The organism is Streptomyces griseomycini, assembly GCF_014203535.1.
Lineage (GTDB): Bacteria > Actinomycetota > Actinomycetes > Streptomycetales > Streptomycetaceae > Streptomyces > Streptomyces griseomycini.
In genome coordinates this window covers 163,252-189,488 of record NZ_JACHJI010000001.1, presented here as the reverse complement: position 1 = coordinate 189,488, position 26,237 = coordinate 163,252, and the positions used below count along the sequence as shown (strand labels likewise).

Sequence of the window (26,237 nt, the reverse complement as noted above, 5' to 3'; positions counted from 1 at the left end):
CCAGGCCGGTGGTAACCCATCCGGACCACCCGGCCCCGCGGGACCGGTCGGGTCCCACCGACCCGTCGGGTCCCACCGACCCGTCGGGTCCCACCGACCCGTCGGGTCCCACCGTCCCGTCGGGTCCCACCGTCCCGTCGGACCCCACCGTCCCGTCGGACCTCACCGGACCCACCGGACCCACCGGCGGCCCCCCACCGGACCCCGGCCCCACGGCCCGCCGGAGTGTCGGTCCCCGCCAGTAGGGTGTGAGACATGGCCGACCCCTCCAGCTACCGCCCCAGACCGGGTGAGATCCCCGATTCGCCGGGGGTCTACCGGTTCCGCGACGAGCACCGCCGGGTGATCTACGTCGGAAAGGCGAAGAGCCTGCGCCAGCGCCTGGCGAACTACTTCCAGGACCTGGCGGGCCTCCACCCGCGCACCCGCTCCATGGTCACCACGGCCGCGTCCGTGGAGTGGACGGTGGTGTCCACGGAGGTCGAGGCGCTCCAGCTGGAGTACTCCTGGATCAAGGAGTACGACCCCCGGTTCAACGTCAAGTACCGCGACGACAAGAGCTACCCCTACCTCGCGGTGACGATGAACGAGGAGTTCCCGCGCGTCCAGGTGATGCGCGGGCAGAAGAAGAAGGGCGTGAAGTACTTCGGCCCGTACGCGCACGCGTGGGCGATCCGCGACACCGTGGACCTGATGCTGCGCGTCTTCCCGGTGCGCACCTGCTCGGCCGGCGTGTTCAGGAACGCCGCCCGCACCGGCCGCCCCTGCCTGCTCGGCTACATCGGCAAGTGCTCGGCGCCCTGCGTGGACCGGATCTCCGCCGAGGACCACCGGGGGCTCGCCGAGGAGTTCTGCGACTTCATGGCCGGCCGCACGGGCACGTACCTGCGCCGCCTGGAGCAGCGGATGACGCAGGCGGCCGAGGAGATGGAGTACGAGCGGGCGGCCCGCCTGCGGGACGACATCGCGGCCCTGAAGAAGGCCATGGAGAAGAACGCGGTCGTGCTCACCGACGCGACCGACGCCGACCTCGTCGCGGTCGCCGAGGACGAGCTGGAGGCGGCCGTCCAGATCTTCCACGTCCGCGGCGGACGCGTGCGCGGCCAGCGCGGCTGGGTCACCGACAAGGTGGAGGAGATCACCACCGGCGCCCTGGTCGAGCACGCCCTGCAGCAGCTCTACGGAGAGGAGAGCGGCGACGCCGTCCCCCGGGAGGTCCTGGTCCCCGCCCTGCCGGACCCCGTGGAGCCGGTCCAGCAGTGGCTCACCGAGCGGCGCGGCTCGGGCGTCTCCCTGCGCATCCCGCAGCGCGGGGACAAGAAGGCGTTGATGGAGACCGTGCAGCGCAACGCCCAGCAGGCGCTCGCGCTGCACAAGACCAAGCGCGCCTCCGACCTGACCACGCGCTCGCGCGCGCTGGAGGAGATCGCCGACGCCCTCGACCTGGACAGCGCCCCGCTGCGGATCGAGTGCTACGACGTCTCGCACCTCCAGGGCGACGACGTGGTGGCCTCCATGGTCGTCTTCGAGGACGGGCTGGCCCGCAAGAGCGAGTACCGCCGCTTCCAGATCAAGAGTTTCGCCGGGCAGGACGACGTCCGCTCCCTGCACGAGGTGATCACCCGCCGCTTCCGGCGCTACCTCGCGGAGAAGGAGCGGACGGGGGAGTGGACCGACGGGGAGGACGGCGGCGAGGGCACGGCCGTCGACGGCACGGCCCCCGACGGCCTCACCGAACCGCCCGCGAGCACCCTCACCGAGGACGACGGCCGCCCCAAGCGCTTCGCCTACCCGCCCCAGCTCGTCGTCGTCGACGGCGGCGCGCCGCAGGTCGCGGCGGCCCGGCGGGCCCTGGACGAGCTCGGCATCGACGACATCGCCGTCTGCGGCCTCGCCAAGCGGCTGGAGGAGGTGTGGCTGCCGGGCGACGACGACCCGGTGGTGCTGCCCCGCACCAGCGAGGGCCTCTACCTGCTCCAGCGGGTCCGTGACGAGGCCCACCGCTTCGCGATCACCTATCAGCGCGCCAAGCGCGCCAAGCGCTTCCGCTCCGGCCCCCTGGACGACGTGCCGGGCCTCGGCGAGACCCGCAAGCAGGCCCTGATCAAGCACTTCGGTTCGGTGAAGAAGCTGCGGTCGGCGACAATCGATCAGATCTGTGAGGTTCCGGGCATAGGCCGTAAGACGGCCGAGACGGTCGCCGCGACCCTGGCCGCGGCGGCACCCGCCGCCCCCGCCGTGAACACGGCGACGGGCGAGATCATGGAAGACGTGGAAGAACCCGGGGAGACCGCGGGTTCTCCCGGGGAGCCCGTGCCCGCGGGCACCCCGGACGAACGACGGGGGCAGGAGACATGACCGAGCACGAGACAGGGCCCGCGGCGCAGCGGGAGCGGGCGCAACAGGAGACCGGCGCGGACGGCACCCTCCACGGCGCGCGCCAGGACGACGGAGCACAGGTGAGTACGGGCAAGGAAAAGGTCGGGACGCCCGAGGCGGCCATCCCCGAGCTGGTGATCATCTCCGGCATGTCCGGGGCCGGCCGCTCGACGGCCGCGAAGTGTCTGGAGGACCTGGGCTGGTTCGTCGTCGACAACCTGCCGCCCGCGCTGATCCCCACCATGGTGGAGCTCGGCGCGCGCTCCCAGGGCAACGTGGCGCGGATCGCCGTCGTGGTCGACGTCCGCGGCCGGCGCTTCTTCGACAACCTCCGCGAGTCCCTGGCCGACCTCGACGCCCGGGGCGTCACCCGGCGGATCGTCTTCCTGGAGTCCTCCGACGAGGCGCTGGTGCGCCGCTTCGAGTCCGTGCGCCGTCCGCACCCCCTCCAGGGCGACGGCCGCATCGTCGACGGCATCGCCGCCGAGCGGGAGCTGCTGCGCGAGCTGCGCGGCGACGCCGACCTGGTGATCGACACCTCCAGCCTGAACGTGCACGAGCTGCGCGCCAAGATGGACGCCCAGTTCGCCGGCGAGGAGGAGCCCGAGCTGCGGGCCACCGTCATGTCCTTCGGCTTCAAGTACGGCCTCCCGGTCGACGCCGACCTGGTCGTGGACATGCGCTTCCTGCCCAACCCGCACTGGGTCCCGGAGCTGCGTCCGTACACCGGCCTCAACGAGGAGGTGGCGTCGTACGTCTTCCACCAGCCCGGCGCCAAGGAGTTCCTCGACCGGTACGCCGAGCTGCTGCGGCTGGTCGCCGCGGGCTACCGCCGTGAGGGCAAGCGCTACGTGACCATCGCCGTCGGCTGCACCGGCGGCAAGCACCGGTCGGTCGCCATGTCGGAGAAGCTCGCCGCCCGGCTCGCCGCCGAGGGCGTGGAGACGGTGGTCGTCCACCGGGACATGGGACGGGAATGACACCACGTACTCCGCGGCTGAGCCGGCTGCGCAGGGCGGTCCCCGAGGGGCGCGCCGGCCGGCCGGTCGAGACCCGCGGTGCGAGACCGCGCCGCCGGGGCACCCAGCCCAAGGTCGTCGCGCTCGGCGGCGGCATGGGGCTGTCCGCCTCGCTCGCCGCGCTGCGCCGGATCACCGGCGACCTCACCGCCGTCGTCACCGTGGCCGACGACGGCGGCTCCAGCGGGCGCCTGCGCGACGAGCTGGGCGTGCTGCCGCCCGGCGACCTGCGCAAGGCGCTGGCCGCGCTGTGCGGCGACGACGACTGGGGCCAGACCTGGGCCCGGGTCATCCAGCACCGCTTCCAGTCCAAGGGCGACCTGCACGAGCACGCGGTCGGCAATCTGCTGATCGTCGCCCTGTGGGAGCAGCTCGGCGACCACGTCCAGGCCCTGGACCTGGTGGGCCGGCTGCTCGGCGCGCACGGGCGCGTGCTGCCCATGTCCGCGGTGCCGCTGGAGCTCCAGGCGCTGGTCAAGGGGCACGACCCCGAGCGCCCGGAGGCCGTGGACACCGTCCGCGGACAGGCGACCGTCGCCCTCACCCCCGGCGAGGTGCAGTCCGTGCACCTCGTGCCCCACGACCCGCCCGCCGTCCCCGAGGCGGTCGAGGCGGTCCTCGACGCGGACTGGGTGGTGCTCGGCCCCGGCTCCTGGTTCTCCTCGGTCATCCCGCACCTGCTCGTGCCGGAACTGCTGGACGCCCTCGTCCAGACGAAGGCGCGCCGGGTACTCTCCCTGAACCTCGCCCCGCAGCCGGGAGAAACCGAGGGCTTCTCCCCGCAGCGTCATTTGGAGGTTTTGGGACGACACGCCCCTAAACTCGCCCTGGACGTGGTGCTGGCCGACGAGGCCGCCGTGCCCGACCGCGACTCCCTGACCGACGCCGCCAAGCGGTTCGGGGCCGCGGTCGAGCTGGCGCCGGTGGCCCGGCCCGACGGAAGCCCCCGGCACGACCCGGAGCTGCTGGCCGCCGCGTACGACCGTATTTTTCGGATGCATGGAAGGATCGGCCCATGGCGATGACGGCAGCGGTGAAGGACGAGATCTCCCGGCTCCCCGTCACCCGGACCTGCTGCAGAAAGGCGGAGGTCTCCGCCGTCCTGCGGTTCGCCGGCGGCCTCCACCTGGTGAGCGGGCGCATCGTGATCGAGGCCGAGCTGGACACCGCGATGGCGGCCCGCCGGCTCAAGCGGGACATCCTGGAGATCTTCGGCCACAGCTCCGAACTGATCGTGATGGCCCCGGGCGGGCTGCGCCGCGGCTCGCGCTACGTCGTGCGCGTGGTCGCGGGCGGCGACCAGCTGGCCCGCCAGACCGGTCTGGTGGACGGCCGTGGCCGCCCGATCCGCGGCCTGCCCCCGCAGGTGGTCTCGGGAGCCACCTGCGACGCCGAGGCGGCGTGGCGCGGGGCCTTCCTGGCGCACGGCTCGCTCACCGAACCGGGCCGCTCCTCCTCCCTGGAGGTGACCTGCCCCGGCCCCGAGGCCGCGCTCGCCCTGGTCGGCGCCGCCCGTCGCCTGTCGATCGGCGCCAAGGCGCGCGAGGTGCGCGGCGTGGACCGGGTCGTCGTGCGCGACGGCGACGCGATCGGCGCCCTGCTCACCCGGCTCGGCGCCCACGAGTCGGTGCTGGCCTGGGAGGAGCGCCGGATGCGCCGCGAGGTGCGGGCCACGGCGAACCGGCTGGCCAACTTCGACGACGCCAACCTGCGCCGCTCCGCCCGCGCGGCCGTCGCCGCCGGCGCCCGGGTGCAGCGCGCCCTGGAGATCCTCGGCGAGGACGTCCCCGAGCACCTCGCCGCCGCCGGCCGGCTGCGCATGGAGCACAAGCAGGCCTCCCTGGAGGAGCTGGGCGCGCTCGCCGACCCGCCGCTGACCAAGGACGCCGTGGCCGGCCGCATCCGCCGGCTGCTCGCCATGGCCGACAAGCGCGCCGCCGACCTCGGCATCCCGGGCACGGAGGCCAATCTCAGCGAGGAGCTCGCCGACAACCTCGTTGGCTGACGATCCGTCAAGAGGCCGGTGCCGGAGCCCAGTCGGGTGACCGGTACCGGCCTCCGCGTGTCGCTGAGGCACCCTTGACTCGATCATGATGTGTCATGAGCCTGGCATCTGTTCGCTGCTGTGGCGGACCACCTCTAGGGGGAGGTCTTGGGGTTCATGAGACATAGAGCGAGATCGGTCCTCGCTGTCGGCGCGCTCCTGATCGGATCGGCGAGCGTCGCACCCGTCGCCCAGGCACAACCGGAAAGCACCGAGGCGCCCGGGGCGGAGGAGGTCAAGGTCTTCCGCGCCGACGTCACCAGCCGGCAGGTACCCCTGCTGCTGGCGGCCGGACAGGACGCCCACGAACTCGGCGAGCAGGTCCCCCAGAAGGGCACCGCCACCGTCGAGGTCTACCTCACCGACCGGCAGGCCGACCAGCTGGAGAAGCAGGGCGTCGACCTCGCCGAGCACACGCTCTCCGCCCGGGCGGAGAACCGGGTCGCGGACGCCGCCGAGGGCGTCTTCCGCCCGTACAGCGGAAAGGGCGGCCTCAGGGAGGAGATCCTCCGCACCGCCCGGGACCACCCCGACCTCACCAAGGTCGTCTCCATCGGAAAGACGATCAAGGGCCAGGACATCCTCGCCCTGAAGCTCACCAAGAAGGCCAGGAAGAGCGGGGACGGCTCGAAACCGGCCGTCCTCTACATGTCCAACCAGCACGCGCGCGAGTGGATCACCCCGGAGATGACCCGGCGGCTGATGCACCACTACCTGGACAAGTACAAGACGGACAAGCGGGTCAAGAAGATCGTCGACACCACCGAGCTGTGGTTCGTCCTGTCGGCCAACCCCGACGGCTACGACTACACCTTCGAGAGCGACGACAACCGCCTGTGGCGCAAGAACCTGCGCGACGTCAACGGCGACGGCGCCATCAGCACCGGCGACGGCGTCGACCTCAACCGCAACTTCCCCTACAAGTGGGGCTACGACGACGAGGGATCGTCCCCCAGCCCCACCAGCCAGACCTACCGCGGCGCGAGCCCCGGCTCCGAGCCCGAGACCAGGGCGATCGACGCCTTCCAGAAGCGGATCGGCTTCGCCTACGGCATCAACTACCACTCCGCCGCCGAACTCCTGCTCTACGGGGTCGGCTGGCAGGTGGCCACGCCGACCCCCGACGACGTGCTCTACGAGGCCCTCGCCGGCACGCCCGGGAACTCCGCGATCCCCGGCTACCACCCGCAGCTCTCCTCCGAGCTGTACACCACCAACGGCGAGGCCGACGGCCACGCGGCCAACGTCAACGGCATGGCGATGTTCACGCCCGAGATGTCGACCTGCCAGACGGCCTCCGAGGTCGACCCGGACGACGCGTGGCGGCCCGGCGACTGCCGCTCGATCTTCACCTTCCCCGACGACGAGACGCTGATCCAGCAGGAGTTCGCCAAGAACGTCCCGTTCGCGCTGTCCGTCGCCGAGAGCGCCGCCCACCCCGACCGGCCGTCCTCCGCGGTCGGCCTGGAGGCCGCCGACTTCACCCCGGCCACGTTCACGACGTCGTACGCGCGCGGCGGCGACCAGGAGGTCTCCGTCGTCGTCCGCAGGGCCGTGCGCGACAAGGAGCTCAAGTACCGCGTCAACGGCGGCCGCACGCACGACATGGCGCTCAGGCCCTGGAAGGGCGGCGAGCGGTTCGGCGGCGAGGACAACCTCCACTTCGACGAGTACCGGGCCGAGGTCAAGGACGGCGAGCCGGGCGACGAGGTCGAGGTGTGGTTCACCGGCGAGACCCGGCACGGGAAGAAGGTCTCCAGCGAGCACTTCACCTACACCGTCGCCGAGCGGCCCCGCGCGGACGTCCTCGTGGTCGCCGAGGAGGGGGCGAAGGCCACCCAGGCCCGGAAGTACGTCGACGCCCTGAGGGCCAACGGCCACAGGGCGGCCGTCTGGGACGTCGCCGAGCAGGGCGCGCCCGACGCGCTCGGCGTGCTGAGCCACTTCCACACCGTCGTCCATTACACCGGCGCGGGCACTCCGGGCGTCGCCACCCAGCTCCAGCTGCGCGCCTTCCTCAACGAGGGCGGCCGGCTGATCGAGGCGGGCGAGCAGGCCGGCGGCAGCGTCGACCTCGGCGGCGGCACCCTGTCCGACGACTTCAGCCAGTACTACCTGGGCGCCTACACGCGCACATCGACCTCCGGGGTCACCGGATTCACCGGCTCCGGCAAGCTGGGCGGCTTCTCCGGCCCGCTCGGCGACGCGCCCGGCAACCCGCTGGACAAGGCCGGCACCTACGGCGTCACCTCCGACGAGCTGCCCGCCGAGGAGTACCCGCGGTTCGCGAGCGCCGGCGCCGGGAAGTTCCCCGGCACGGTCAACCCGTACGGCCCGTACGCGGGCTCGTACATGGCCGCCGCGGTCCACACCGATGACGGCTACAAACGCCTCACCCGCACCATCGACCTCACCGGCGCCGCCGCGGCCGACCGGCCCACCCTGCGCGCCCAGCTGCTGTGGGACACCGAGCCGGGCTACGACCACGTCGTCGTCGAGGCGCACACTCCCGGCGCCGACGACTGGACGACGCTGCCCGAGGCGGGCGGCGCGACCCGCACCACCGTGCCCGCCGAGTGCGCGGCCGGGTTCTACGTCGGCGAGCACCCCTGGCTGGAGCACTACCTGACCCTGACCGAGGACGGCTGCACCGCGACCGGCACCACCGGTTCCTGGAACAGCCTCACCGGCTCCTCCGGCGGCTGGCAGCAGGTGGACTTCGACCTGAGCGCCTACGCCGGGAAGACGGTCGAGGTCTCGATCGGCTACGTCACCGACCCGGGCAGCGGCGGCCACGGCGTCCTCGTCGACGACGCCTCGCTCGTCATCGGCGGCGCCGCGACCGGCACCGAGGGCTTCGAGACCTCGCTCGGCGCCTGGAAGGCCTCCGGACCGCCCGCGGGGAGCCCCGCCGTCCTGAAGGACTGGACGCGCACCGGCGCGCTGTTCCAGACCTACGGAGCGGTCACCACCGAGGACACCGTGCTGCTGGGCTTCGGCCTGGAGCACCTGACCTCGGCGGCGGACCGGGCCGCGCTGATGAGGAAGGCGCTCGCCGCCCTCGACGCGTGACCGAAGGCGTCGACGGGCGCCGACCCGCCGGAGTGAAAAAGAGGGAAAAGAGCTCCTTCGGTTCGGGCGGTCCGTACCCTACTGGTGGGTACGGACCGCCCTGCCGGGTATGGGGGCAACTGGATGTCACGGCCGGGGCCTCGGAGAGGTAGGGTCGACAGTGGTCGGGGACATCCCAAATACAGCTCGCCGGCACATCGGGCCGGCGTACCAACGAGGAGATCGGTTCGTGACGATCCGCGTAGGCATCAACGGCTTTGGCCGCATCGGTCGCAACTACTTCCGCGCGCTGCTGGAGCAGGGCGCGGACATCGAGATCGTGGCTGTCAACGACCTGGGTGACACCGCGACCACCGCCCACCTGCTGAAGTACGACACCATCCTCGGCCGCCTCAAGCAGGAGGTCTCGCACACCGAGGACACCATCACGGTCGGCGACAAGACGATCAAGGTGCTCTCCGAGCGCAACCCCGCCGACATCCCGTGGGGCGAGCTGGGCGTCGACATCGTCATCGAGTCGACCGGCATCTTCACCAAGAAGGAAGACGCCGAGAAGCACATCACCGGCGGCGCCAAGAAGGTCATCATCTCCGCCCCGGCGAAGAACGAAGACGTCACCATCGTCATGGGCGTCAACCAGGACACGTACGACCCGGCGAACCACCACGTCATCTCCAACGCCTCCTGCACCACCAACTGCGTGGCGCCGATGGCGAAGGTGCTCGACGAGAACTTCGGCATCGTCAAGGGCCTGATGACGACGGTGCACGCGTACACGAACGACCAGCGCATCCTGGACTTCCCGCACAAGGACCTGCGCCGCGCCCGTGCCGCCGCCGAGAACATCATCCCGACCACCACCGGTGCCGCGAAGGCCACCGCCCTGGTGCTGCCGCAGCTCAAGGGCAAGCTGGACGGCATGGCCATGCGCGTCCCGGTCCCGACCGGCTCCGTCACCGACCTGGTGGTCGAGCTCTCCCGCGAGGTCACCAAGGAAGAGGTCAACGCCGCCTTCCAGAAGGCCGCCGAGGGCGAGCTCAAGGGCTACCTGGAGTACACCGAGGACGCGATCGTCTCCTCCGACATCGTCAACGCCCCGGCGTCCTGCACCTTCGACTCCTCCCTGACCATGGTCCAGGAGGGCAAGAACGTGAAGGTCATCGGCTGGTACGACAATGAGTGGGGCTACAGCAACCGCCTCGTCGACCTGACGGTCTTCGTGGGCAACCAGCTCTGATCGTGGAGCAGGCGGCCTGATATGAGTGCAGGGCTCGGCCGGCGCGGCAACGCGCTGTCCGAGCCCTGACGCGCGTATCGGAACAGTCGCCCTCTTTCGATCACGAGCGATCACGAGCGAACACGAGCTCTAACCAGGGAGCCCCCATGAAGACGATCGACGAACTCCTCTCCGAAGGCGTCGCGGGCAAGCGGGTCTTCGTCCGCGCCGACCTCAACGTGCCGCTGGACGGCACCACCATCACCGACGACGGCCGCATCCGCGCGGTGCTGCCCACCGTCAAGGCCCTCGCCGAGGCGGGCGCCCGCGTGGTCGTCGCCTCGCACCTGGGCCGCCCCAAGGGCGCCCCGGACCCCGCCTTCTCCCTCGCCCCGGCCGCCGCGCGCCTCGGTGAACTCCTCGGCGCCGACGTGGCCTTCGCGACGGACACCGTCGGCGAGTCCGCCACGTCCACCGTCGCCGGCCTCGCCGACGGGCAGGTCGCCGTCGTCGAGAACCTGCGCTTCAACGCGGGTGAGACCAGCAAGGACGACGCCGAGCGCGGCGCCTTCGCCGACCGGCTCGCCGAGCTCGCCGACGTCTACGTCGGCGACGGCTTCGGCGCGGTGCACCGGAGGCACGCCTCGGTGTACGACCTCCCGGCCCGCCTGCCGCACTACGCCGGGTACCTCATCGCCACCGAGGTCGGCGTCCTGAGGAAGCTCACCGAGGACGTCAAGCGGCCCTACGTCGTCGCCCTCGGCGGTGCCAAGGTCTCCGACAAGCTCGCCGTCATCGACCAGCTGCTCGGCAAGGCCGACCGGCTCCTCATCGGCGGCGGCATGGCGTACACCTTCCTCAAGGCCAAGGGCTACGAGGTCGGCATCTCCCTCCTCCAGGAGGACCAGATCCCGGCGGTCCGGGAGTACATGGAGCGCGCGGAGAAGAACGGCGTCGAGCTGGTCCTCCCGGTCGACGTCCTCGTCTCCACCGAGTTCCCCGACCTGAAGGCCAAGGCCGCCACCCACCCCACCACCGTCGCCGCGGACGCCATCCCGGCCGACCAGGAGGGTCTGGACATCGGTCCCGAGACCCGCAAGCTGTACGCCTCGAAGCTCGCCGACGCCGCCACCGTCTTCTGGAACGGCCCGATGGGCGTCTTCGAGCACCCCGACTACGCCGAGGGCACCAAGGCGGTCGCCCAGGCCCTCATCGACTCCCCGGGCTTCACCGTGGTGGGCGGCGGAGACTCCGCCGCGGCGGTCCGTACCCTGGGCTTCGACGAGCAGGCATTCGGCCACATCTCGACCGGAGGCGGCGCCTCCCTCGAATACCTCGAGGGCAAGACGCTCCCCGGCCTCGCCGCACTGGAGGACTGACCTCGATGAGCACGCGCACGCCGCTGATGGCGGGCAACTGGAAGATGAACCTCAACCACCTGGAGGCCATCGCCCACGTCCAGAAGCTCGCCTTCGCCCTGGCCGACAAGGACTACGAGGCCGTCGAGGTCGCCGTCCTGCCGCCCTTCACCGACCTGCGGTCCGTGCAGACCCTCGTCGACGGGGACAAGCTGAGGATCAAGTACGGCGCCCAGGACATCTCGGCGCACGACGGCGGTGCCTACACCGGCGAGATCTCCGGCCCCATGCTGGCCAAGCTGAAGTGCACCTACGTCGCGATCGGCCACTCCGAGCGCCGCCAGTACCACGGCGAGACCGACGAACTCGTGAACGCCAAGGTGAAGGCCGCCTACAAGCACGGCATCACCCCCATCCTCTGCGTCGGCGAGGAGCTGGAGGTCCGCGAGGCGGGCAACCACGTCACCCACACCCTCGCCCAGGTCGAGGGCGGTCTGAAGGACATCCCGGCCGAGCAGGCCGAGACGATCGTGATCGCCTACGAGCCCGTCTGGGCCATCGGCACCGGCAAGGTCTGCGGCGCCGAGGACGCCCAGGAGGTCTGCGCCGCCGTCCGCGGCAAGATCGCCGAGCTGTACTCGCAGGAGGTCGCCGACAAGGTCCGCATCCAGTACGGCGGCTCCGTGAAGGCCGGCAACGTCGCCGAGATCATGGCGCAGGCCGACATCGACGGCGCGCTGGTCGGCGGTGCCTCGCTGGACGCGGACGAGTTCGTCAAGATCGTCCGCTTCCGCGACCAGTGAGCCGGACGAACCGGCAGGCAGTGAGTATGCGCTAGCGGCGATCCGTCGTACCCTTGCGGGGTCCAGCCCTGTGCTGGGCCCCGCGTCGTCCATCCGAATCCGAGGAAGTTGGTCCAGCCGTGGTTATGGGGTTCTCCATCGCCCTGATCGTCTTCAGCCTGCTGCTGATGCTGCTGGTGCTGATGCACAAGGGGAAGGGCGGCGGCCTCTCCGACATGTTCGGTGGTGGCATGCAGTCCTCCGTCGGCGGCTCCTCGGTCGCCGAGCGCAACCTCGACCGGATCACCGTGGTGGTCGGTCTGCTCTGGTTCGCGTGCATCGTGGTGCTCGGCATCATGATGAAGGTGAACAACTGAGCCGAGGGGACACCCCGCACCCGTCCCCGGCGCATTCCCCACGCAAGGCCCCATGTTCGGTACGCGCGGCACGGCGCGGCCTATCATGGGGCCTGCGTCTGGACGTGGGGGTGGTAACTCCGGACACTGGACGCGCGTTGGGCCTTACGTAGACTGAGGCGCTCGCAGCGGAGCGGCACGCCGACTCGCTTCGCGGCACCATCACGCAGGGAGTTACACCGTGGCAAGTGGCAACGCGATCCGGGGGAGCCGGGTCGGGGCGGGGCCGATGGGCGAGGCCGAGCGCGGCGAGTCCGCGCCGCGGCTGCGCGTCTCCTTCTGGTGCTCCAACGGGCACGAGACACAGCCGAGCTTCGCGAGCGACGCGCAGGTGCCCGAGACCTGGGACTGCCCCCGCTGCGGCTTTCCGGCCGGGCAGGACCGCGACAATCCCCCGGACCCACCGCGCACCGAGCCCTACAAGACGCACCTCGCCTACGTGCGGGAGCGGCGCAGCGACGCGGACGGCGAGGCGATCCTCGCCGAGGCGCTCGCCAAACTGCGGGGCGAGATCTAGGAGTCGAGGCCGGCCGGGCGCCCATGAGTGCCTGGCCGCAGCCGTTTCCTTGCACGCCGTGCCGGTACCGACGGGCCGACCGCCGCTTCCGCGGGCCGGCCGCTGACACCGGTGGGCCCGCCGGACGTACCTGTTGTTGCGCCGGACGACGGCGCCGCGTCGGCTCGTGTCCACCGCCGCTCCATTAGGTTGGGACCGGCAGCGGGGCAGGTACGCAGTACAGGCAGCAAGGAAGAAGGCTGAAGTCCGAGATGAACGCAGACGGTCGTACCAGGCTGAACCAGACGCCCGAGTGGAGCGCGCTGGCCGAGCACCGGGAGGAGCTCGGCGAGGTGCGCCTGCGCGAGCTGTTCGCCGCCGACCCCGGCCGCGGCACCGCGTACACCCTCCGGGTCGGTGACCTGTACGTCGACTACTCCAAGCACCTGGTCACCGACGACACCCTCCGACTGCTGCGCGAACTGGCCGGGGCCACCGACGTGTTCGGGCTGCGCGACGCCATGTTCCGCGGCGAGAGGATCAACACCACCGAGGACCGGGCCGTCCTGCACACCGCGCTGCGCGCGCCCCGGGACGCGGTGATCGAGGTCGACGGCGAGAACGTCGTCCCGGGCGTGCACGCCGTGCTCGACAGGATGGCCGACTTCGCCGACCGGGTCCGCTCCGGCGAGTGGACCGGCCACACCGGCAAGCGGATCCGCAACGTCGTCAACATCGGCATCGGCGGCTCCGACCTGGGCCCGGCGATGGCGTACGAAGTGCTGCGCGCCTACACCGACCGCTCGCTGACCTTCCGCTTCGTGTCCAACGTGGACGGCGCCGACCTGCACGAGGCCACCCGTGACCTGGACCCGGCCGAGACGCTGTTCATCGTCGCGTCCAAGACGTTCACCACCGTCGAGACGGTCACCAACGCCACCTCCGCGCGGACCTGGCTGCTGAACGCCCTCGGGGACGAGAAGGCGGTCGCGAAGCACTTCGTCGCGCTGTCGACGAACGCCGAGGAGGTCGCCGGGTTCGGCATCGACACGGCGAACATGTTCGAGTTCTGGGACTGGGTCGGCGGGCGTTACTCCTACGACTCGGCGATCGGCCTGTCGTTGATGATCGCCATCGGCCCGGACCGGTTCCGGGAGATGCTCGACGGGTTCCGGATCGTCGACGAGCACTTCCGGACCGCCCCCGCCGAGGCCAACGTGCCGCTGCTACTGGGCCTGCTGGGCGTCTGGTACAACAACTTCCTCGACGCGCAGTCGCACGCGGTGCTGCCGTACTCGCACTACCTGTCGAAGTTCACCGCCTACCTCCAGCAGCTCGACATGGAGTCCAACGGCAAGTACGTCGGCCGGGACGGGCGCGAGGTGGAGTGGCAGACGGGACCGGTGGTGTGGGGCACGCCCGGCACCAACGGGCAGCACGCCTACTACCAGTTGATCCACCAGGGCACCAAGCTGATCCCGGCGGACTTCATCGGCTTCGCCGAGCCGGTCGACGAGCTGAGCGACGAACTGAAGGCCCAGCACGACCTGCTGATGGCCAACTTCTTCGCCCAGACCCAGGCGCTGGCCTTCGGCAAGACCCCGGACGAGGTGCGCGGCGAAGGGGTGCCGGAGGAGCTGGTGCCGCACAGGACGTTCAAGGGGAACCACCCCACGACCACGATCCTCGCGCGTGAGCTGACGCCGTCCGTGCTCGGCCAGCTCGTCGCCCTCTACGAGCACAAGGTGTTCGTCCAGGGCGCGATCTGGAACATCGACTCCTTCGACCAGTGGGGCGTGGAGCTGGGCAAGGTGCTCGCCAAGCGCGTCGAGCCCGCCCTCACCGAGGGCGCCGACGTGCCGGGCCTGGACGCCTCCACCCAGGCGCTGGTCGCCACCTACCGGGAGCTGCGCGGCCGGCGGTGAGCAGGGCACGGGAAGCGGGCGGCGGGGTGCCGCCCGCTTCCCGTAGAATCCTCGGCGATCATGGTGGCGATCGCTCGGGGGAGCGCAAGGTGGCCAGAACTCACGGGAGTTGGCTCGGCGGCAGGCTGACGGCCCGGTCCCTGCTGAAGCCCAGGAACGTGGCGTGGGTGGTGTTCCACCCGGCCTGGATCCCGGAACCGCTCGACCCGTCCGTGGAACAGCTCAAGCGTCTCAGGGTCATCGTCGGGGCGATCGCCTCCTTCGGGGTCTACACCTTCATCGAGGGCGGGTTCGCCTTCGACGAACTGATGGAGAACGCGCTCACCGCCTCCGCCGTGCTGCTGTTCATCACCCCGCTCACCGTCGGGGTGATGCTGTTCGTCTGGCGGCGCGGCGGCACCGTGCGGCAGTTGCGGGGGCAGCTCCTCAACTGCCTGAAGCTGCTGCTGCTGTTCGTCGGTTCGGTCGTCGTCATGGTCGTGCTGCTCCAGTACTCGTCCGCTCTGGGCGGGCCGGCGTTCCTGCTCCTGGCCCTCGTGGCGCTGTGGTTGCTCGTCTTCGTGGTCACCGGGGCGATCCGGGTCTCCGGCAACTTCTTCGGCACGGCCGCCGTGCACCGCTCGCTGCCGGCGCTGCTCGCCACGGTGACGACCTGGCTGATGGCCATTCCCGACCTCGTCACCGGCGACCTGCACGGGCTCAGCCTCACCATGGGCGTCGTCTTCATCCTGGGCGCCCCGGTCACCGTCACGGCCATCGCCCTGCTGGAGACGGGCCGGCTGAAGCGCCGCTACCGCATCCGGCTGGGCACGCACCCGGCGAGCCTCCCGCCCCTGCCGGGCCCCGTCCCGCCGGTGCCGCCGACGGGACTGCCGCACGTACCGCCGCAGGGCAACCCCTACGGCCACCCGTACGCGCCCACGACGGGCGGCCACCCGTACGCGCCGTACCCGCAGTCGCCGTACGCGCCCGGAGCGGGCGGCAACCCGTACGCCCCGCAGCCGCCGTACCCTCCGCAGAACCCCCGGGGCCCCTACGGCGGCTGACCCGCCGGGGACTCAGGCCACCGCGCTCAGCGTGTCCGCGAGGCGGCGGCGGGCCGCACGGGCGGCCGGGAGGGCGGCGAGGGCGGCGGCGCCCAGCACGGCGGCCGCCCCGAGCAGCAGCAGGAGCACGGGCGGGGGACCCTGGGCGATCCCGGCGCCGATGCCGCTCGACCTGCCCTGGGCGTCGATCAGCCAGTGCGCCAGCGGCAGCCCCAGGGCCATGGCGACGAGCACGGCCGCCAGCGCCGTACCGGAGACGGCCGTGACCGTGATCGCGGTGATCTGCCGGGGGGAGAGGCCGATGGCCTTGAGCGCCAGCAGATCGCGTTCGCCCTCGCGGACCGTGCCGCCGATCGCCGTCAGCAGCTCGATCAGCCCGATCAGCGCGAGGACCGCGATCAACCCGAGGACCACCGCCCGCAGCGGGGACAGCCCGTCGGCCGGGTTGGTCACCGTGTGCACGTCGAGATGGCCGCGCCCGGCCCCGGTCAGCCGGTCGGCCACCGCCTCCGGGTCGGCGCCGGGGACCAGGCGGAGCTGGTGGAGGGTCGGCCGGAGGGCCGGGTCGTTGGCGCGGAGGGTGTCGAGCGAGGTGGAGATGGTCCGGCCGGCGTTCTCCGGTTCGATGCTGCGGCCGACGATGTGCAGGATCTGCGGCCGGTCGCCGACGGTCATCCGCACCCAGTCACCGACCCGGACGTGCAGCAGGTCGAGCAGCCCCTGTCCGGCCACCGCCTCGTCGGGGCCGCGCGCGGCACGGCCCTCGGCCAGCGTGAACGGGTACGGCTCCCGGTGGGTGCCGAGACCGCGCAGGGCGATGGTGGCCGTCTGGCCGGGCACCAGGGCGGCCACCTCCACACCCGGGTAGGCGGCGGCGACCCCGGGATCGCGCTCCAGCAGGGCACGGACCTCCCGTTCGCCCAGCCCGGGGTCCGCGCGGACGCTGAGGGCGGTGGGCATCCCCATCCGCTCGGGAGCGCTGTGGAAGCGGTCGAGGGTGGTCCACGCGCTCATCGCCACCACGATCAGCAGCAGCGGCAGCGCCAGCCGGGCCACCGCGCCCAGGGAACGCGGGCGGCGCGTGAACGCCCTGTGCCAGCCGAGCACCAGGGCCGGCGGCACCCGCGACCCCAGCGCCCGCCGCGCCACCCCCGTCAGCCGGCCGGCCCGGGGAGCCGTCGGCCGGGGCACCGGCACCGGCGGCACCCGGCCCGCCCGCCAGGCGGCGAGCCCGGTGGTCGCGCCGATGAACAGCACCGCCCCCACCGGCACCGCGACCAGTGCCGCGGTGTGCCCGGGCAGCCCCTGCCACACGCCGACCGCGTCGCCGAGCCGCCCCGGCACCGCGCTGCCCAGCGCCTCGGTGAGCGCGGCGGCGGCCACGGCGCCCAGCAGGGCGTAGACCAGATGCTGGACCAGGAAGACGCGGACGACCTGGCCGGGCGTGAAACCGATCGCCTTGAGGACGGAGATGTCCCGCAGATGCCCCCGGATCCGGGTGGAGATCGCCCCGTGCACGGCGAACCCGGCGGCGACCAGCGCGCCCAGGCCGAACAGGCCCAGCACCTGGCCGAGCAGCCGGTTGTCGCCCTGGGCCTCGCCGCGCGCCTGCTGCCAGGTGGCGACCTCGCCGATCGCCCCGGCGCCCAGCACGGTCACCGCCCGCTGCACGGCGTACCCGGTGTCGCCGGGGTCGGTCAGCCTGAGACCGATCACCTGTCCGCCCGGGTCCGCCACGGCCGACGGCAGGGCCCACACCAGGCCCGGCCGTTCCCCGGGCCGGTAGCGCGGCTCGGCGCTGTCGGCGACGCCGACGACGGTCAGTCTCCGCGCGGTGCCGGGCACGGTGAGGGTGTCTCCGGGAGCCGCCAGCAGCGCGTCGGCCAGCCGGCTCTCCAGGACCACGCCGTCGGGGGCGGCCGGGTCCAGCCAGCGTCCGGAGGTGATCAGCGGACGGCCCACGTCGGGCCGCTCGGCGGTGCCGCGCAGTTCGACCAGGGCGCGGCTGCCGCGCGAGGCGAGGGTGAGGGAGGCGGTGGGGTGGGGGCCGGCGACGGACTCCACGCCGTCCAGGCCGGCCAGCTCCCCGGCGTCGGCGGAGGCGGTGGTGTGCAGCGTCACGTGCGCGCCGCGCGCCTGCGCGAAGACGCGCTGCCAGGGGTTGGTCGCGTACCCGAACAGGGCCGTGGCCAGCAGCAGGGACGCGACGATGCCCGCGGTGGCGAGGACCAGGAACAGCGCCTCGCCGCGGTGCGTGCGCAGATCGGAGTGCGCCCAGCGCAGGGTGGCTCGCACGGGCCTCACCCCCTCGGCGCGCGGTGGTCGTACACGGCCCGCATGTCAGTCCTTCAGCTCCAGGACCCCGGATATGCCCCTGCCGCGCGGCGGCACGCCGTCGAGTTCCGCGTCGTCGGCGATCCGCCCGTCGAAGAAGCTGATCACCCGGTCCGCGGCGCTCGCCAGCCGGGCGTCGTGGGTGACCAGCAGGATCGTCTGGCCGCGCCGGTGGAAGCGGGACAGCAGCCGCATCACCTCGCGGGTGCCCTTGCTGTCCAGGCTGCCGGCGGGCTCGTCGGCCAGCAGCAGCGGCGGGTGGTTGACCAGCGCCCGGGCCAGCGCGACCCGCTGCTGCTCACCGCCGGACAGCTCGCCCGGCATGCTCCGCTCCTTGCCCGCGAGCCCCAGCTCGGCCAGCAGCTCCTCGCGCTCGGCGCGGGCCTTCCTCGGCGGCACCCCGGCGAGCAGGGCGGGCAGCTCCACGTTGTCGGCGACCGACAGGTCGGACACGAGGTTGAAGAACTGGAAGACGATCCCGATGCGCTTCCTGCGCTCCACCGCCCACCGGGCCTCGCCGTAGCCGTCGGTGCACTCGCCGTCCAGCCAGATGCTGCCCGCGTCCGGCCGCTGCAGCCCGCCGAGCAGGTGCAGCAGCGTCGACTTGCCCGCGCCGGACGGGCCGGTGATCGCCACGAACTCGCCGCGCGCCACGCGCAGATCGACCCCGCGCACGGCGTGCGCCGGGGCGCCCTCGCCGTGGTGCGTCTTGACCAGGCCTTCGGCGCGCAGCACTTCAGCGGTGCTCTCGCTCACTGAAGCTCCTCCAGCTCTTCCTGGCACCGTTCCAGCCAGTCGAGGTCGGCCTGCAGGTGCAGCATCGCGCCCTCGATCAGCAGATGGGCGATGCGGTTGTCCCGGTCTTCGGCGGCGGCCAGCTTCGACAACTGCCGCATGGTGTTGAGGTACTGGCGCCGCTGCTTGTTGATCAGGGCGATCTGGTCGGCGAGACCGGTCTGCGGGGCCAGGGCCAGCTTCATGAAGAACTCGTCCCGCACCCGCGGCTCGTCCGCCGTCTCCTCGTACCAGGCGCGCAGCGCCTCCCGCCCGGCGTCGGTGAGGTGGTAGACCTTCTTGTTGGGCCGGCTCGACTGCTCGACGTCCTCGCCCTCGATCAGCCCCGACTTCTCGAGGCGGCCGAGGGTGACGTAGATCTGGCCGACGTTCGGCTGAGGGTACGCGGAGCCCAGCAGTTGCTCAAGGTCCTGCTTGAGCTCGTAGCCGTGGGCCGGGCCGCGCGCGAGCAGGGCCAGGAGGGGCAGCCGCACTCGTGCTCTCCTCCTCGCATCCTGGGTAATGTGCCGCAGGCCCTAGTATCGCGCATACCTAACGGGTATACATGGCCTCTGACTCCCGGACGAGGGCGCCCGGGAGCCGGTGTACAGGGAGGAACCTATGCGGTGGATCCATGCCGCGGGTAGGGGCCTTCTCGTCCTGATCGTCGTCCTGACCGGTCACGTCGCCTCCGGAGCGCGGGCCGGGGAGGCCGACGCGGACGGGCGCGGACCGCTCACCCTGGCCACCGCCGGCGACCTCACCGGCTACCTGGGCTCCGTCCTCGAGGGCTGGAACCGCACCCACCCCGGTGAGAAGGTCACCCTCGTCGAACTGCCCGACTCGGCCGACGAGACCCGCGCGCAGATGATCACCGACCTGCGCCGCGGCGAGCGCGGCCGGTTCGACGTGCTCAACATCGACGTCAGCTGGACCTCGGAGTTCGCCGCCGCCGGCTGGATCCGCCCGCTGCCCCGCGACCGCTTCCCCCTCGACGCCTTCCTGCGCCCGGTCGTGAACACGGCGACCTACGGCGGGCGGCTCCACGCCGTCCCGTACGTCACCAACGCCGGGCTGCTGCTGTACCGCAAGGACGTCCTGGCCGAGGAGGGCATCGAGCCGCCGCGCACCTGGGCCGAGCTGGAGCGGGCCGCGGAAACCGTCGCCCCGGAGCACGGCCTCGACGGCTACGCGGGCCAGTTCCTGCCCTACGAGGGCCTCACCGTCAACGCGGCCGAGGCCGTCTACTCGGCGGGCGGCACCATCCTCGGCGACGAGGGCGAGCGCGTCACCGTGGACTCCCGGGCGGCCCGGGAGGGCATCGGCTTCCTGGCGCGCGGGGTGCGCGAGGGCTGGATCCCGGAGGAGGCGCTGGCGTACAAGGAGGAGGAGTCCAAGCAGGCCTTCCAGGACGGCCGGCTGCTCTTCCTGCGCAACTGGCCCTACGCCTACGTCGCCGCCTCCGCCCCGGGCTCCGGGGTCGCCGGCGAGGTGGGCGCCGTGCCGCTGCCCGGGCCGGACGGCCCGGGGGCCAGCGTCCTGGGCGGCTCCAACCTGGCCGTCAGCAGCCACGCCCGGCACCCCGACTCCGCGGCGCGCCTGATCGCGTACCTCACCGGCGAGCGCGTCCAGCGCCAGGTCCTCACGCGCGGCGCGCTGCCGCCGGTGCGGGCCGCGCTGTACGACGACCCCGAACTGGTCCGGCGGTTCCCGTACCTGCCGACCCTGCGCGAGAGCGTGCTCGCCGCCGCCCCGCGTCCCAAGAGCCCGCACTACGACCAGGTGAGCCTGGTGGTGCAGGCCGTCGTGCACGACGCGATGACCGGGCGGCAGACGCCCGAGGCCGCCGTGCGCCGACTGGCGACCGAGCTCGCCGCCGTCTCCTCCCGCTAGCCCTCCGGCAGCCCTCGCGAAGACCTCCCTAGTTACTTGTTAAGTAACGCGGACATCTCATCTGTGCCATCCATGCCCGGGTAAGTGCCGATTTGTCACGTCCAACTCCCCGGTAGGTTCCGTACGTTCATTGACACCCTCGCGACACGCCTACTTAACATGCATGCATAACCGCACGCACGCACAGACAGGTCGACGGGGTGAGTCTCAAGCGCATCGACACCCACCGCTGGTGGCGCGACGCAGTGATCTACCAGGTGTACGTCCGCAGCTTCCTGGACAGCACCGGTGACGGCATCGGCGATCTCGCCGGGGTCAGGGCGGGTCTGCCCTACCTGAAGAAACTCGGCGTGGACGGGATCTGGCTGAGCCCCTTCTACCCCTCGCCGCAGCACGACCACGGCTACGACGTGGCCGACTACACGGACGTCGACCCGGTCTTCGGCGACCTCGCCGAGTTCGACCGGCTGGTGGACGCCGCCCGGCGGCTCGGCGTCAGGGTGCTGCTGGACATCGTCCCCAACCACTGCTCCAGCGAGCACCCCTGGTTCCGCGAAGCACTCGCCGCGCCCCCCGGCAGCCCCGAGCGCGCCCGTTTCCACTTCGCCGACGGCCGCGGACCGGACGGCGCCGAGCCGCCCAACAACTGGCACGCCATGTTCGGCGGCCCCGCCTGGACCCGCGTCACCGAGCCGGACGGCCGGCCCGGCCAGTGGTACCTGCACATGTTCACGCCCGAGCAGCCGGACTGGAACTGGCGCGAGCCCGAGGTCGCCGCCGAGTTCGACCGGATACTCCGCTTCTGGCTGGACCGGGGCGTCGACGGCTTCCGCATCGACGTCGCCGCCGGCCTGTTCAAGCACCCCGGACTGCCCGACTCGCCCGACCCGGAGGCCGACGCCCGCACCCGCGACTCGGTCAACCCGCTCGCCTGGAACCAGCCCGAGGTGCACGGGGTGTGGCGGCACTGGCGGGCGGTGTGCGAGGAGTACACCGCCCGCGACGGCCGCGAACGCCTCCTGGTCGGCGAGGTCTCGGTCCCCTCCGCCCGCGAACACGCCCGGTACGTCCGCCCGGACGAACTCCACCAGGCCTTCTTCTTCGACCTGCTCGGCGCCCCCTGGGACGCCGACGCCTTCCGCAAGGTCATCTCCGAGGCCATGCAGGACATCGCCGGCACGGGCTCGACCGTCACCTGGGTCCTCAACAACCACGACCAGGTCCGCACCGTCACCCGCTACGGCGAACCCGCCCCCGGCGGCAGCGGCCTCGGCGCCGCCCGCGCCCGCGCCGCCGCGCTGCTGATGCTGGCCCTGCCCGGCGCCGCGTACATCTACCAGGGCGAGGAACTGGGCCTGCCCGAGGTCGTGGACCTGCCCGACGACGTGCTCACCGACCCGATCTTCCGCCGCACCGGCAGCCGGGCCCGGATCCGCGACGGCTGCCGGGTGCCGCTGCCCTGGTCGGGACAGGCGTCCCCGTTCGGCTTCACCTCCGGCGCCGAGGGGGCCAGGCCGTGGCTGCCGCAGCCCGAGTGGTTCGCCGAGCACGCCACCGACCGGGCCCTCGCCGACACCCGCTCCTCCTGGCACCTGTACCGCGACGGCCTGCAACTGCGCGCCGCCCTGCCCCAGCTGGGCGAGGGCACGCTGCGCTGGCTGGACGCCCAGCCCGGCGTCCTGGCCTTCGTCCGCGGCGACGACCTGGTCTGCGCCGTCAACTTCGGCACCGCCCCCGTACCCGCCCCGGTCCCCGGCACCCCGCTGCTCGCCAGCGGTCCCTGCCCGCCCGGGGTGCTGCCCGGCTCCACCGCCGCCTGGTGGATCAGCGGCACCTGACCCCCCGCGCCCGCCGTTCTCCCGTCTCCATGGATCCCGAAGGGACATCAACGATGATGCGACGACGCACCACCCTGATCACCGGATGCACCGCCCTCGTCCTCGCCCTCGGCGCCACCGCCTGCGGCAGCGGCGACCCCGTCTCGGCCGGCGGCGGCGACAAGTCGCTCGACGGCCAGACCGTCACCGTCGCCGGTGTCTGGTCCGGCAGCGAGCAGAAGAACTTCCAGAAGGTGCTGGACGCCTTCACCGAGAAGACCGGTGCCGAGACGCAGTTCGTGTCCACCGGCGACAACGTCTCCACCGTCGTCGGCAGCAAGATCGAGGGCGGCAACGCCCCCGACGTCGTGATGGTCCCGCAGGTCGGCGTGCTCAAGCAGTTCGCCGAGAAGGGCTGGCTCAAGCCGCTGGACAAGGACGTCGAGTCCACGGTGAAGGCCAACTTCGCCGAGGTGTGGCGCGACTACGGCACCGTCGACGGCACCCTGTACGGCCTCTACTTCAAGGCCGCCCACAAGTCCACCGTCTGGTACAGCCCCGAGGCCCTCGAACAGGCCGGCGTCACCCCGCCGAAGACCTACGACGCCATGCTGGAGGCCGGCCGCACCGTCTCCGACTCCGGCCTCGCCGCCTTCTCGGTCGCCGGACAGGACGGCTGGACGCTCACCGACTGGTTCGAGAACGTCTACCTCTCCCAGGCCGGGCCCGAGAAGTACGACGCCCTCGCCGCCCACGAGATCAAGTGGACCGACCCGACCGTGGTCGAGGCACTCACCACCCTCGGCAAGCTGTTCAAGGACAAGCAGCTCGTCGAGGGCGGCCAGAAGGGCGCCCTCAACACCGACTTCCCCGGCTCCGTCGAGAAGGTCTTCGGCCCCGAGGCCGAGGCCGCCATGGTCTACGAGGGCGACTTCGTCGCCGGTGTGGCCAAGGACCAGTTCGGCCGCACCATCGGCACCGACGCCGACTTCTTCCCCTTCCCGCCGGTCGGCGACGGCGAGGCGCCCGTGGTCAGCGGCGGCGACGCGGCCGTGGTCCTCAAGGACGGCAAGAACGCCGAGGCCGGCATGGCCCTCATGGAGTACCTCGCGACGCCCGAGGCGGCGGCCGTGTGGGCCGAGGCCGGGGGTTTCCTCTCCCCGAACAAGGAGCTGGACCTCGCCTCCTACGGCGACGACGTCACCCGCGCCACCGCCGAGTCCCTGATCGACGCCGGCGACTCGGTCCGCTTCGACATGTCCGACCAGGCCCCGGCGGCCTTCGGCGGCACCAAGGGCGCCGGCGAGTGGAAGATCCTCCAGGACTTCCTGCGCGACCCGTCCGACCCGCAGAAGACCGCCGCCGCGCTCGAGGCCGCCGCGGCCAAGGCGTACGGGAACTGACCGCCATGACCGCCACCGTGGTGAAAGAGGCGAGCCCTCCGGCACCTGTGCACCCCGACGGCGCGCGCGGCCGACGCCTGCGCCGCCGGGGGCGGGTCATCGCCCTGCTGTTCGTCCTGCCCGCGCTGCTCCTGCTGGGCGCGCTCGTCGTGTACCCCGTGCTGTTCTCCATCGGCCGGAGCCTCTTCGACGCCTCGGGCACGCAGTTCGTGGGCGGCGACAACTACGCCGAGATGTTCCGCGACCCGACCACCCTCACCGCCGTGCGCAACACGGCGATCTGGGTCGTGGTCGCCCCCACCCTCCTCACCGGCCTGGGCCTGATCCTGGCGGTGCTGGTGGAGAAGGTCCGCTGGGCCACCGCCTTCAAGCTGCTGCTGTTCATGCCGATGGCGGTGTCCTTCCTGGCGGCCGGCATCATCTTCCGGCTGGCCTACGACGAGGACCCCGACAAGGGCGTGCTCAACGCCGCCGCCGTCGCCGTCCACGACGCCTTCGAGGGCACCTCCTCCTACCCGACCGCCCGCCCGCGCGACGACGAGGGGCTGACCCGGCAGCCGGACGGCTCGTACGTCACCGGCGCGGACGTCTCGCCCGGCGGCACGGCGGCGCTCGGCCTGGTCGGCGTCGCCCCCAAGGACCTGCCGGGCGGCGCCGAACCCGCCCGGGAGGCGGCCGCCCGCACGGCCGGCGCCGACGAGGTGCGCGGCGTCGTCTACCTCGACTTCACCCCCGGTGGGGGAGGGGAACCGGGAGTGGTCGACGACCGGGAGAGCGGACTGCCCGGGATGGAGGTCGAGGCGGTCCGCGACGGGGAGACGGTCGCGAGCACCACCACCGCGGCCGACGGGTCCTTCCGCTTCACCGGCCTGGACAGCGGCTCCTACGCGGTGAAGCTGACCGCCGACAACTTCGCGCCGCCCTACGAGGGCATCTCCTGGCTCGGGCCCACCCTCGTCACCCCGGCCATCATCGGCGCCTACCTGTGGATCTGGACCGGCTTCGCGATGGTGCTGATCGGCGCGGGCCTCGCCGCCCTGCCCCGGGACGCGCTGGAGGCGGCCCGGATGGACGGCGCCAACGAGTGGCAGATCTTCCGGAAGATCACCGTCCCGCTGCTCGCGCCGGTGCTCACCGTCGTCTTCGTCACCCTGGTGATCAACGTGATGAAGGTCTTCGACCTCGTCTACATCATCGCCCCCGGACCCGTGCAGGAGGACGCGACCGTGCTGGCCACCCAGATGTGGCTGGTCTCGTTCGGCGGCGGCAACGACCAGGGCCTGGGCAGCGCCCTCGGCGTGCTCCTGCTGCTGCTCGTCATCCCCGCCATGGTCTTCAACGTCCGACGCTTCCGAAGGAGCCAGCGATGAACGCGATCCGGCGCGGGCTGAGCAGCGCCGTGGTGCAGGCCTTCCTGGTCCTCGTCGGCCTGGTGTGGATGACGCCGCTGGCCGGGCTGTTCCTGTCCTCGATGCGCTCCGCCGAGGACACCGCCAAGGGCGGCTGGTGGACCGTGTTCACCAGCCCCGGGCAGCTGTCCTTCGACAACTACACGGCACTGCTGAAGAACTCGGGCATGACCCAGGCGTTCTGGAACACCGTGCTGATCTCGGTGCCGACCACCGTGCTGGTCGTGGTCGTCGCCGCGCTCGCCGGCTACGCCTTCGCCTGGCTGGACTTCCCCGGCCGCGAGCCCGTCTTCCTGCTCGTGGTCGCGCTGCTGGTCGTCCCCGTGCAGATCGGTCTGCTGCCGGTCGCCAAACTCTTCGGCCAGCTGGGGCTGTTCGGCACCATCCCCGGTGTCGTGCTGTTCCACGTGGCGTACGGGCTGCCGTTCGCCGTGTTCCTGCTGCGCAACTACTTCGCGGAGATGCCGAAGGAGATGCTGGAGGCCGCCCGGATGGACGGCGGCAGCGAATGGCGGATCTTCACCCGGCTGGTGCTGCCGGTGGGCCGTCCCGCGATCGCCAGCCTGGCCATCTTCCAGTTCCTGTGGGTGTGGAACGACATGCTCGTGGCGCTGCTGTTCGCGGACAGCTCCTCGCAGCCGCTGACGGTGGAACTCCAGTCGCAGATCCGGCAGTTCGGCAGCAACATCGACGTGCTCGCGCCCGGGGCGTTCCTGTCCCTGGTGGTGCCGGTGGTGGTGTTCTTCGCCTTCCAGCGGCACTTCGTGCAGGGGGTGATGGCCGGCTCGGTGAAGTAGGAGGACCCCAGTACGCACGGACCCCCGCCTCCTGACGAGTCGGGGGTCCGTGCGTGC

General features: G+C 71.9%; 20 protein-coding genes. 17 read left to right on the top strand and 3 right to left on the bottom strand.

What is annotated here, in order from left to right; all coding sequences use genetic code 11:
- The first annotated feature begins 255 nt into the window (after positions 1-255).
- From uvrC to FHS37_RS00820, 12 genes are all read left to right on the top strand, one after another.
- A complete protein-coding gene (gene uvrC / locus FHS37_RS00875) occupies positions 256-2,358 on the top strand; it encodes an excinuclease ABC subunit UvrC (protein ID WP_184817035.1) in 2,103 nt (700 codons plus the stop codon).
- A complete protein-coding gene (rapZ, locus tag FHS37_RS00870; protein ID WP_184817034.1) occupies positions 2,355-3,359 on the top strand; it encodes an RNase adapter RapZ in 1,005 nt (334 codons plus the stop codon). Before uvrC ends, rapZ begins: the two co-directional genes overlap by 4 nt.
- Complete coding sequence (locus FHS37_RS00865) at positions 3,356-4,423, top strand: gluconeogenesis factor YvcK family protein (RefSeq protein WP_184817033.1); 1,068 nt, start codon at positions 3,356-3,358, stop codon at positions 4,421-4,423. Before rapZ ends, FHS37_RS00865 begins: the two co-directional genes overlap by 4 nt.
- Positions 4,414-5,403 (top strand): DNA-binding protein WhiA, encoded by a 990-nt coding sequence (gene whiA, locus FHS37_RS00860; protein ID WP_184817032.1) that lies wholly within the window; start codon positions 4,414-4,416, stop codon positions 5,401-5,403. The genes FHS37_RS00865 and whiA overlap by 10 nt, the downstream gene beginning before the upstream one ends.
- 156 nt (positions 5,404-5,559) lie before the next feature.
- On the top strand, positions 5,560-8,514 hold the full coding sequence (locus tag FHS37_RS00855; RefSeq protein WP_184817031.1) for a M14 family metallopeptidase: 2,955 nt from the start codon (positions 5,560-5,562) through the stop codon (positions 8,512-8,514).
- Between the two features lie 229 nt (positions 8,515-8,743).
- Positions 8,744-9,751, top strand: coding sequence for a type I glyceraldehyde-3-phosphate dehydrogenase (gap, locus tag FHS37_RS00850; protein WP_184817030.1), 1,008 nt, complete (start codon positions 8,744-8,746; stop codon positions 9,749-9,751).
- Positions 9,752-9,897: 146 nt separating this feature from the next.
- Positions 9,898-11,109, top strand: coding sequence for a phosphoglycerate kinase (locus FHS37_RS00845; RefSeq protein WP_184817029.1), 1,212 nt, complete (start codon positions 9,898-9,900; stop codon positions 11,107-11,109).
- 5 nt (positions 11,110-11,114) lie between these two features.
- Complete coding sequence (tpiA, locus tag FHS37_RS00840) at positions 11,115-11,891, top strand: triose-phosphate isomerase (RefSeq protein ID WP_184817028.1); 777 nt, start codon at positions 11,115-11,117, stop codon at positions 11,889-11,891.
- A 125-nt stretch (positions 11,892-12,016) separates the two neighbouring features.
- Positions 12,017-12,247, top strand: a complete 231-nt coding sequence (gene secG / locus FHS37_RS00835; protein ID WP_016826779.1) for a preprotein translocase subunit SecG — start codon at positions 12,017-12,019, stop codon at positions 12,245-12,247.
- Positions 12,248-12,515: 268 nt separating this feature from the next.
- The gene (locus tag FHS37_RS00830) at positions 12,516-12,803 is read left to right on the top strand and encodes an RNA polymerase-binding protein RbpA (protein ID WP_206316995.1); all 288 of its coding nucleotides are present in this window, start codon (positions 12,516-12,518) and stop codon (positions 12,801-12,803) included.
- Between the two features lie 251 nt (positions 12,804-13,054).
- The gene (pgi, locus tag FHS37_RS00825; RefSeq protein WP_184817027.1) at positions 13,055-14,707 is read left to right on the top strand and encodes a glucose-6-phosphate isomerase; all 1,653 of its coding nucleotides are present in this window, start codon (positions 13,055-13,057) and stop codon (positions 14,705-14,707) included.
- An 89-nt stretch (positions 14,708-14,796) separates the two neighbouring features.
- Entirely contained in the window at positions 14,797-15,753 is a 957-nt protein-coding gene (locus FHS37_RS00820) for a hypothetical protein (RefSeq protein WP_184817026.1), read from the top strand.
- Between the two features lie 12 nt (positions 15,754-15,765).
- On the opposite strand, the gene FHS37_RS00815 is transcribed toward FHS37_RS00820, so the two are convergent.
- From FHS37_RS00815 to FHS37_RS00805, 3 genes are read right to left on the bottom strand one after another with little or no spacing between them, the layout of a single operon-like run.
- On the bottom strand, positions 15,766-18,048 hold the full coding sequence (locus tag FHS37_RS00815) for an ABC transporter permease (protein WP_184817025.1): 2,283 nt from the start codon (positions 18,046-18,048) through the stop codon (positions 15,766-15,768).
- Positions 18,049-18,093: 45 nt separating this feature from the next.
- The gene (locus FHS37_RS00810; RefSeq protein WP_184817024.1) at positions 18,094-18,843 is read right to left on the bottom strand and encodes an ABC transporter ATP-binding protein; all 750 of its coding nucleotides are present in this window, start codon (positions 18,841-18,843) and stop codon (positions 18,094-18,096) included.
- Positions 18,840-19,355 carry a PadR family transcriptional regulator gene (locus FHS37_RS00805; RefSeq protein ID WP_184817023.1) on the bottom strand — a complete coding sequence of 172 codons (516 nt, stop codon included), beginning with the start codon at positions 19,353-19,355 and terminating at the stop codon, positions 18,840-18,842. Before FHS37_RS00805 ends, FHS37_RS00810 begins: the two co-directional genes overlap by 4 nt.
- Positions 19,356-19,482: 127 nt before the next feature.
- On the opposite strand from FHS37_RS00805, the gene FHS37_RS00800 reads away from it, so the two are divergent.
- From FHS37_RS00800 to FHS37_RS00780, 5 genes are all read left to right on the top strand, one after another.
- On the top strand, positions 19,483-20,754 hold the full coding sequence (locus FHS37_RS00800; protein ID WP_184817022.1) for an ABC transporter substrate-binding protein: 1,272 nt from the start codon (positions 19,483-19,485) through the stop codon (positions 20,752-20,754).
- Positions 20,755-20,969: 215 nt separating this feature from the next.
- The gene (locus FHS37_RS00795) at positions 20,970-22,592 is read left to right on the top strand and encodes a glycoside hydrolase family 13 protein (RefSeq protein ID WP_184817681.1); all 1,623 of its coding nucleotides are present in this window, start codon (positions 20,970-20,972) and stop codon (positions 22,590-22,592) included.
- A gap of 53 nt (positions 22,593-22,645) precedes the next feature.
- Positions 22,646-23,974: an ABC transporter substrate-binding protein gene (locus tag FHS37_RS00790; protein WP_184817021.1), complete on the top strand. Its 1,329-nt coding sequence runs from the start codon at positions 22,646-22,648 to the stop codon at positions 23,972-23,974.
- A 5-nt stretch (positions 23,975-23,979) separates the two neighbouring features.
- Positions 23,980-25,344, top strand: a complete 1,365-nt coding sequence (locus FHS37_RS00785) for an ABC transporter permease (protein WP_184817020.1) — start codon at positions 23,980-23,982, stop codon at positions 25,342-25,344.
- Positions 25,341-26,180: a carbohydrate ABC transporter permease gene (locus tag FHS37_RS00780; RefSeq protein ID WP_184817019.1), complete on the top strand. Its 840-nt coding sequence runs from the start codon at positions 25,341-25,343 to the stop codon at positions 26,178-26,180. The genes FHS37_RS00785 and FHS37_RS00780 overlap by 4 nt, the downstream gene beginning before the upstream one ends.
- Positions 26,181-26,237: the final 57 nt, after the last annotated feature.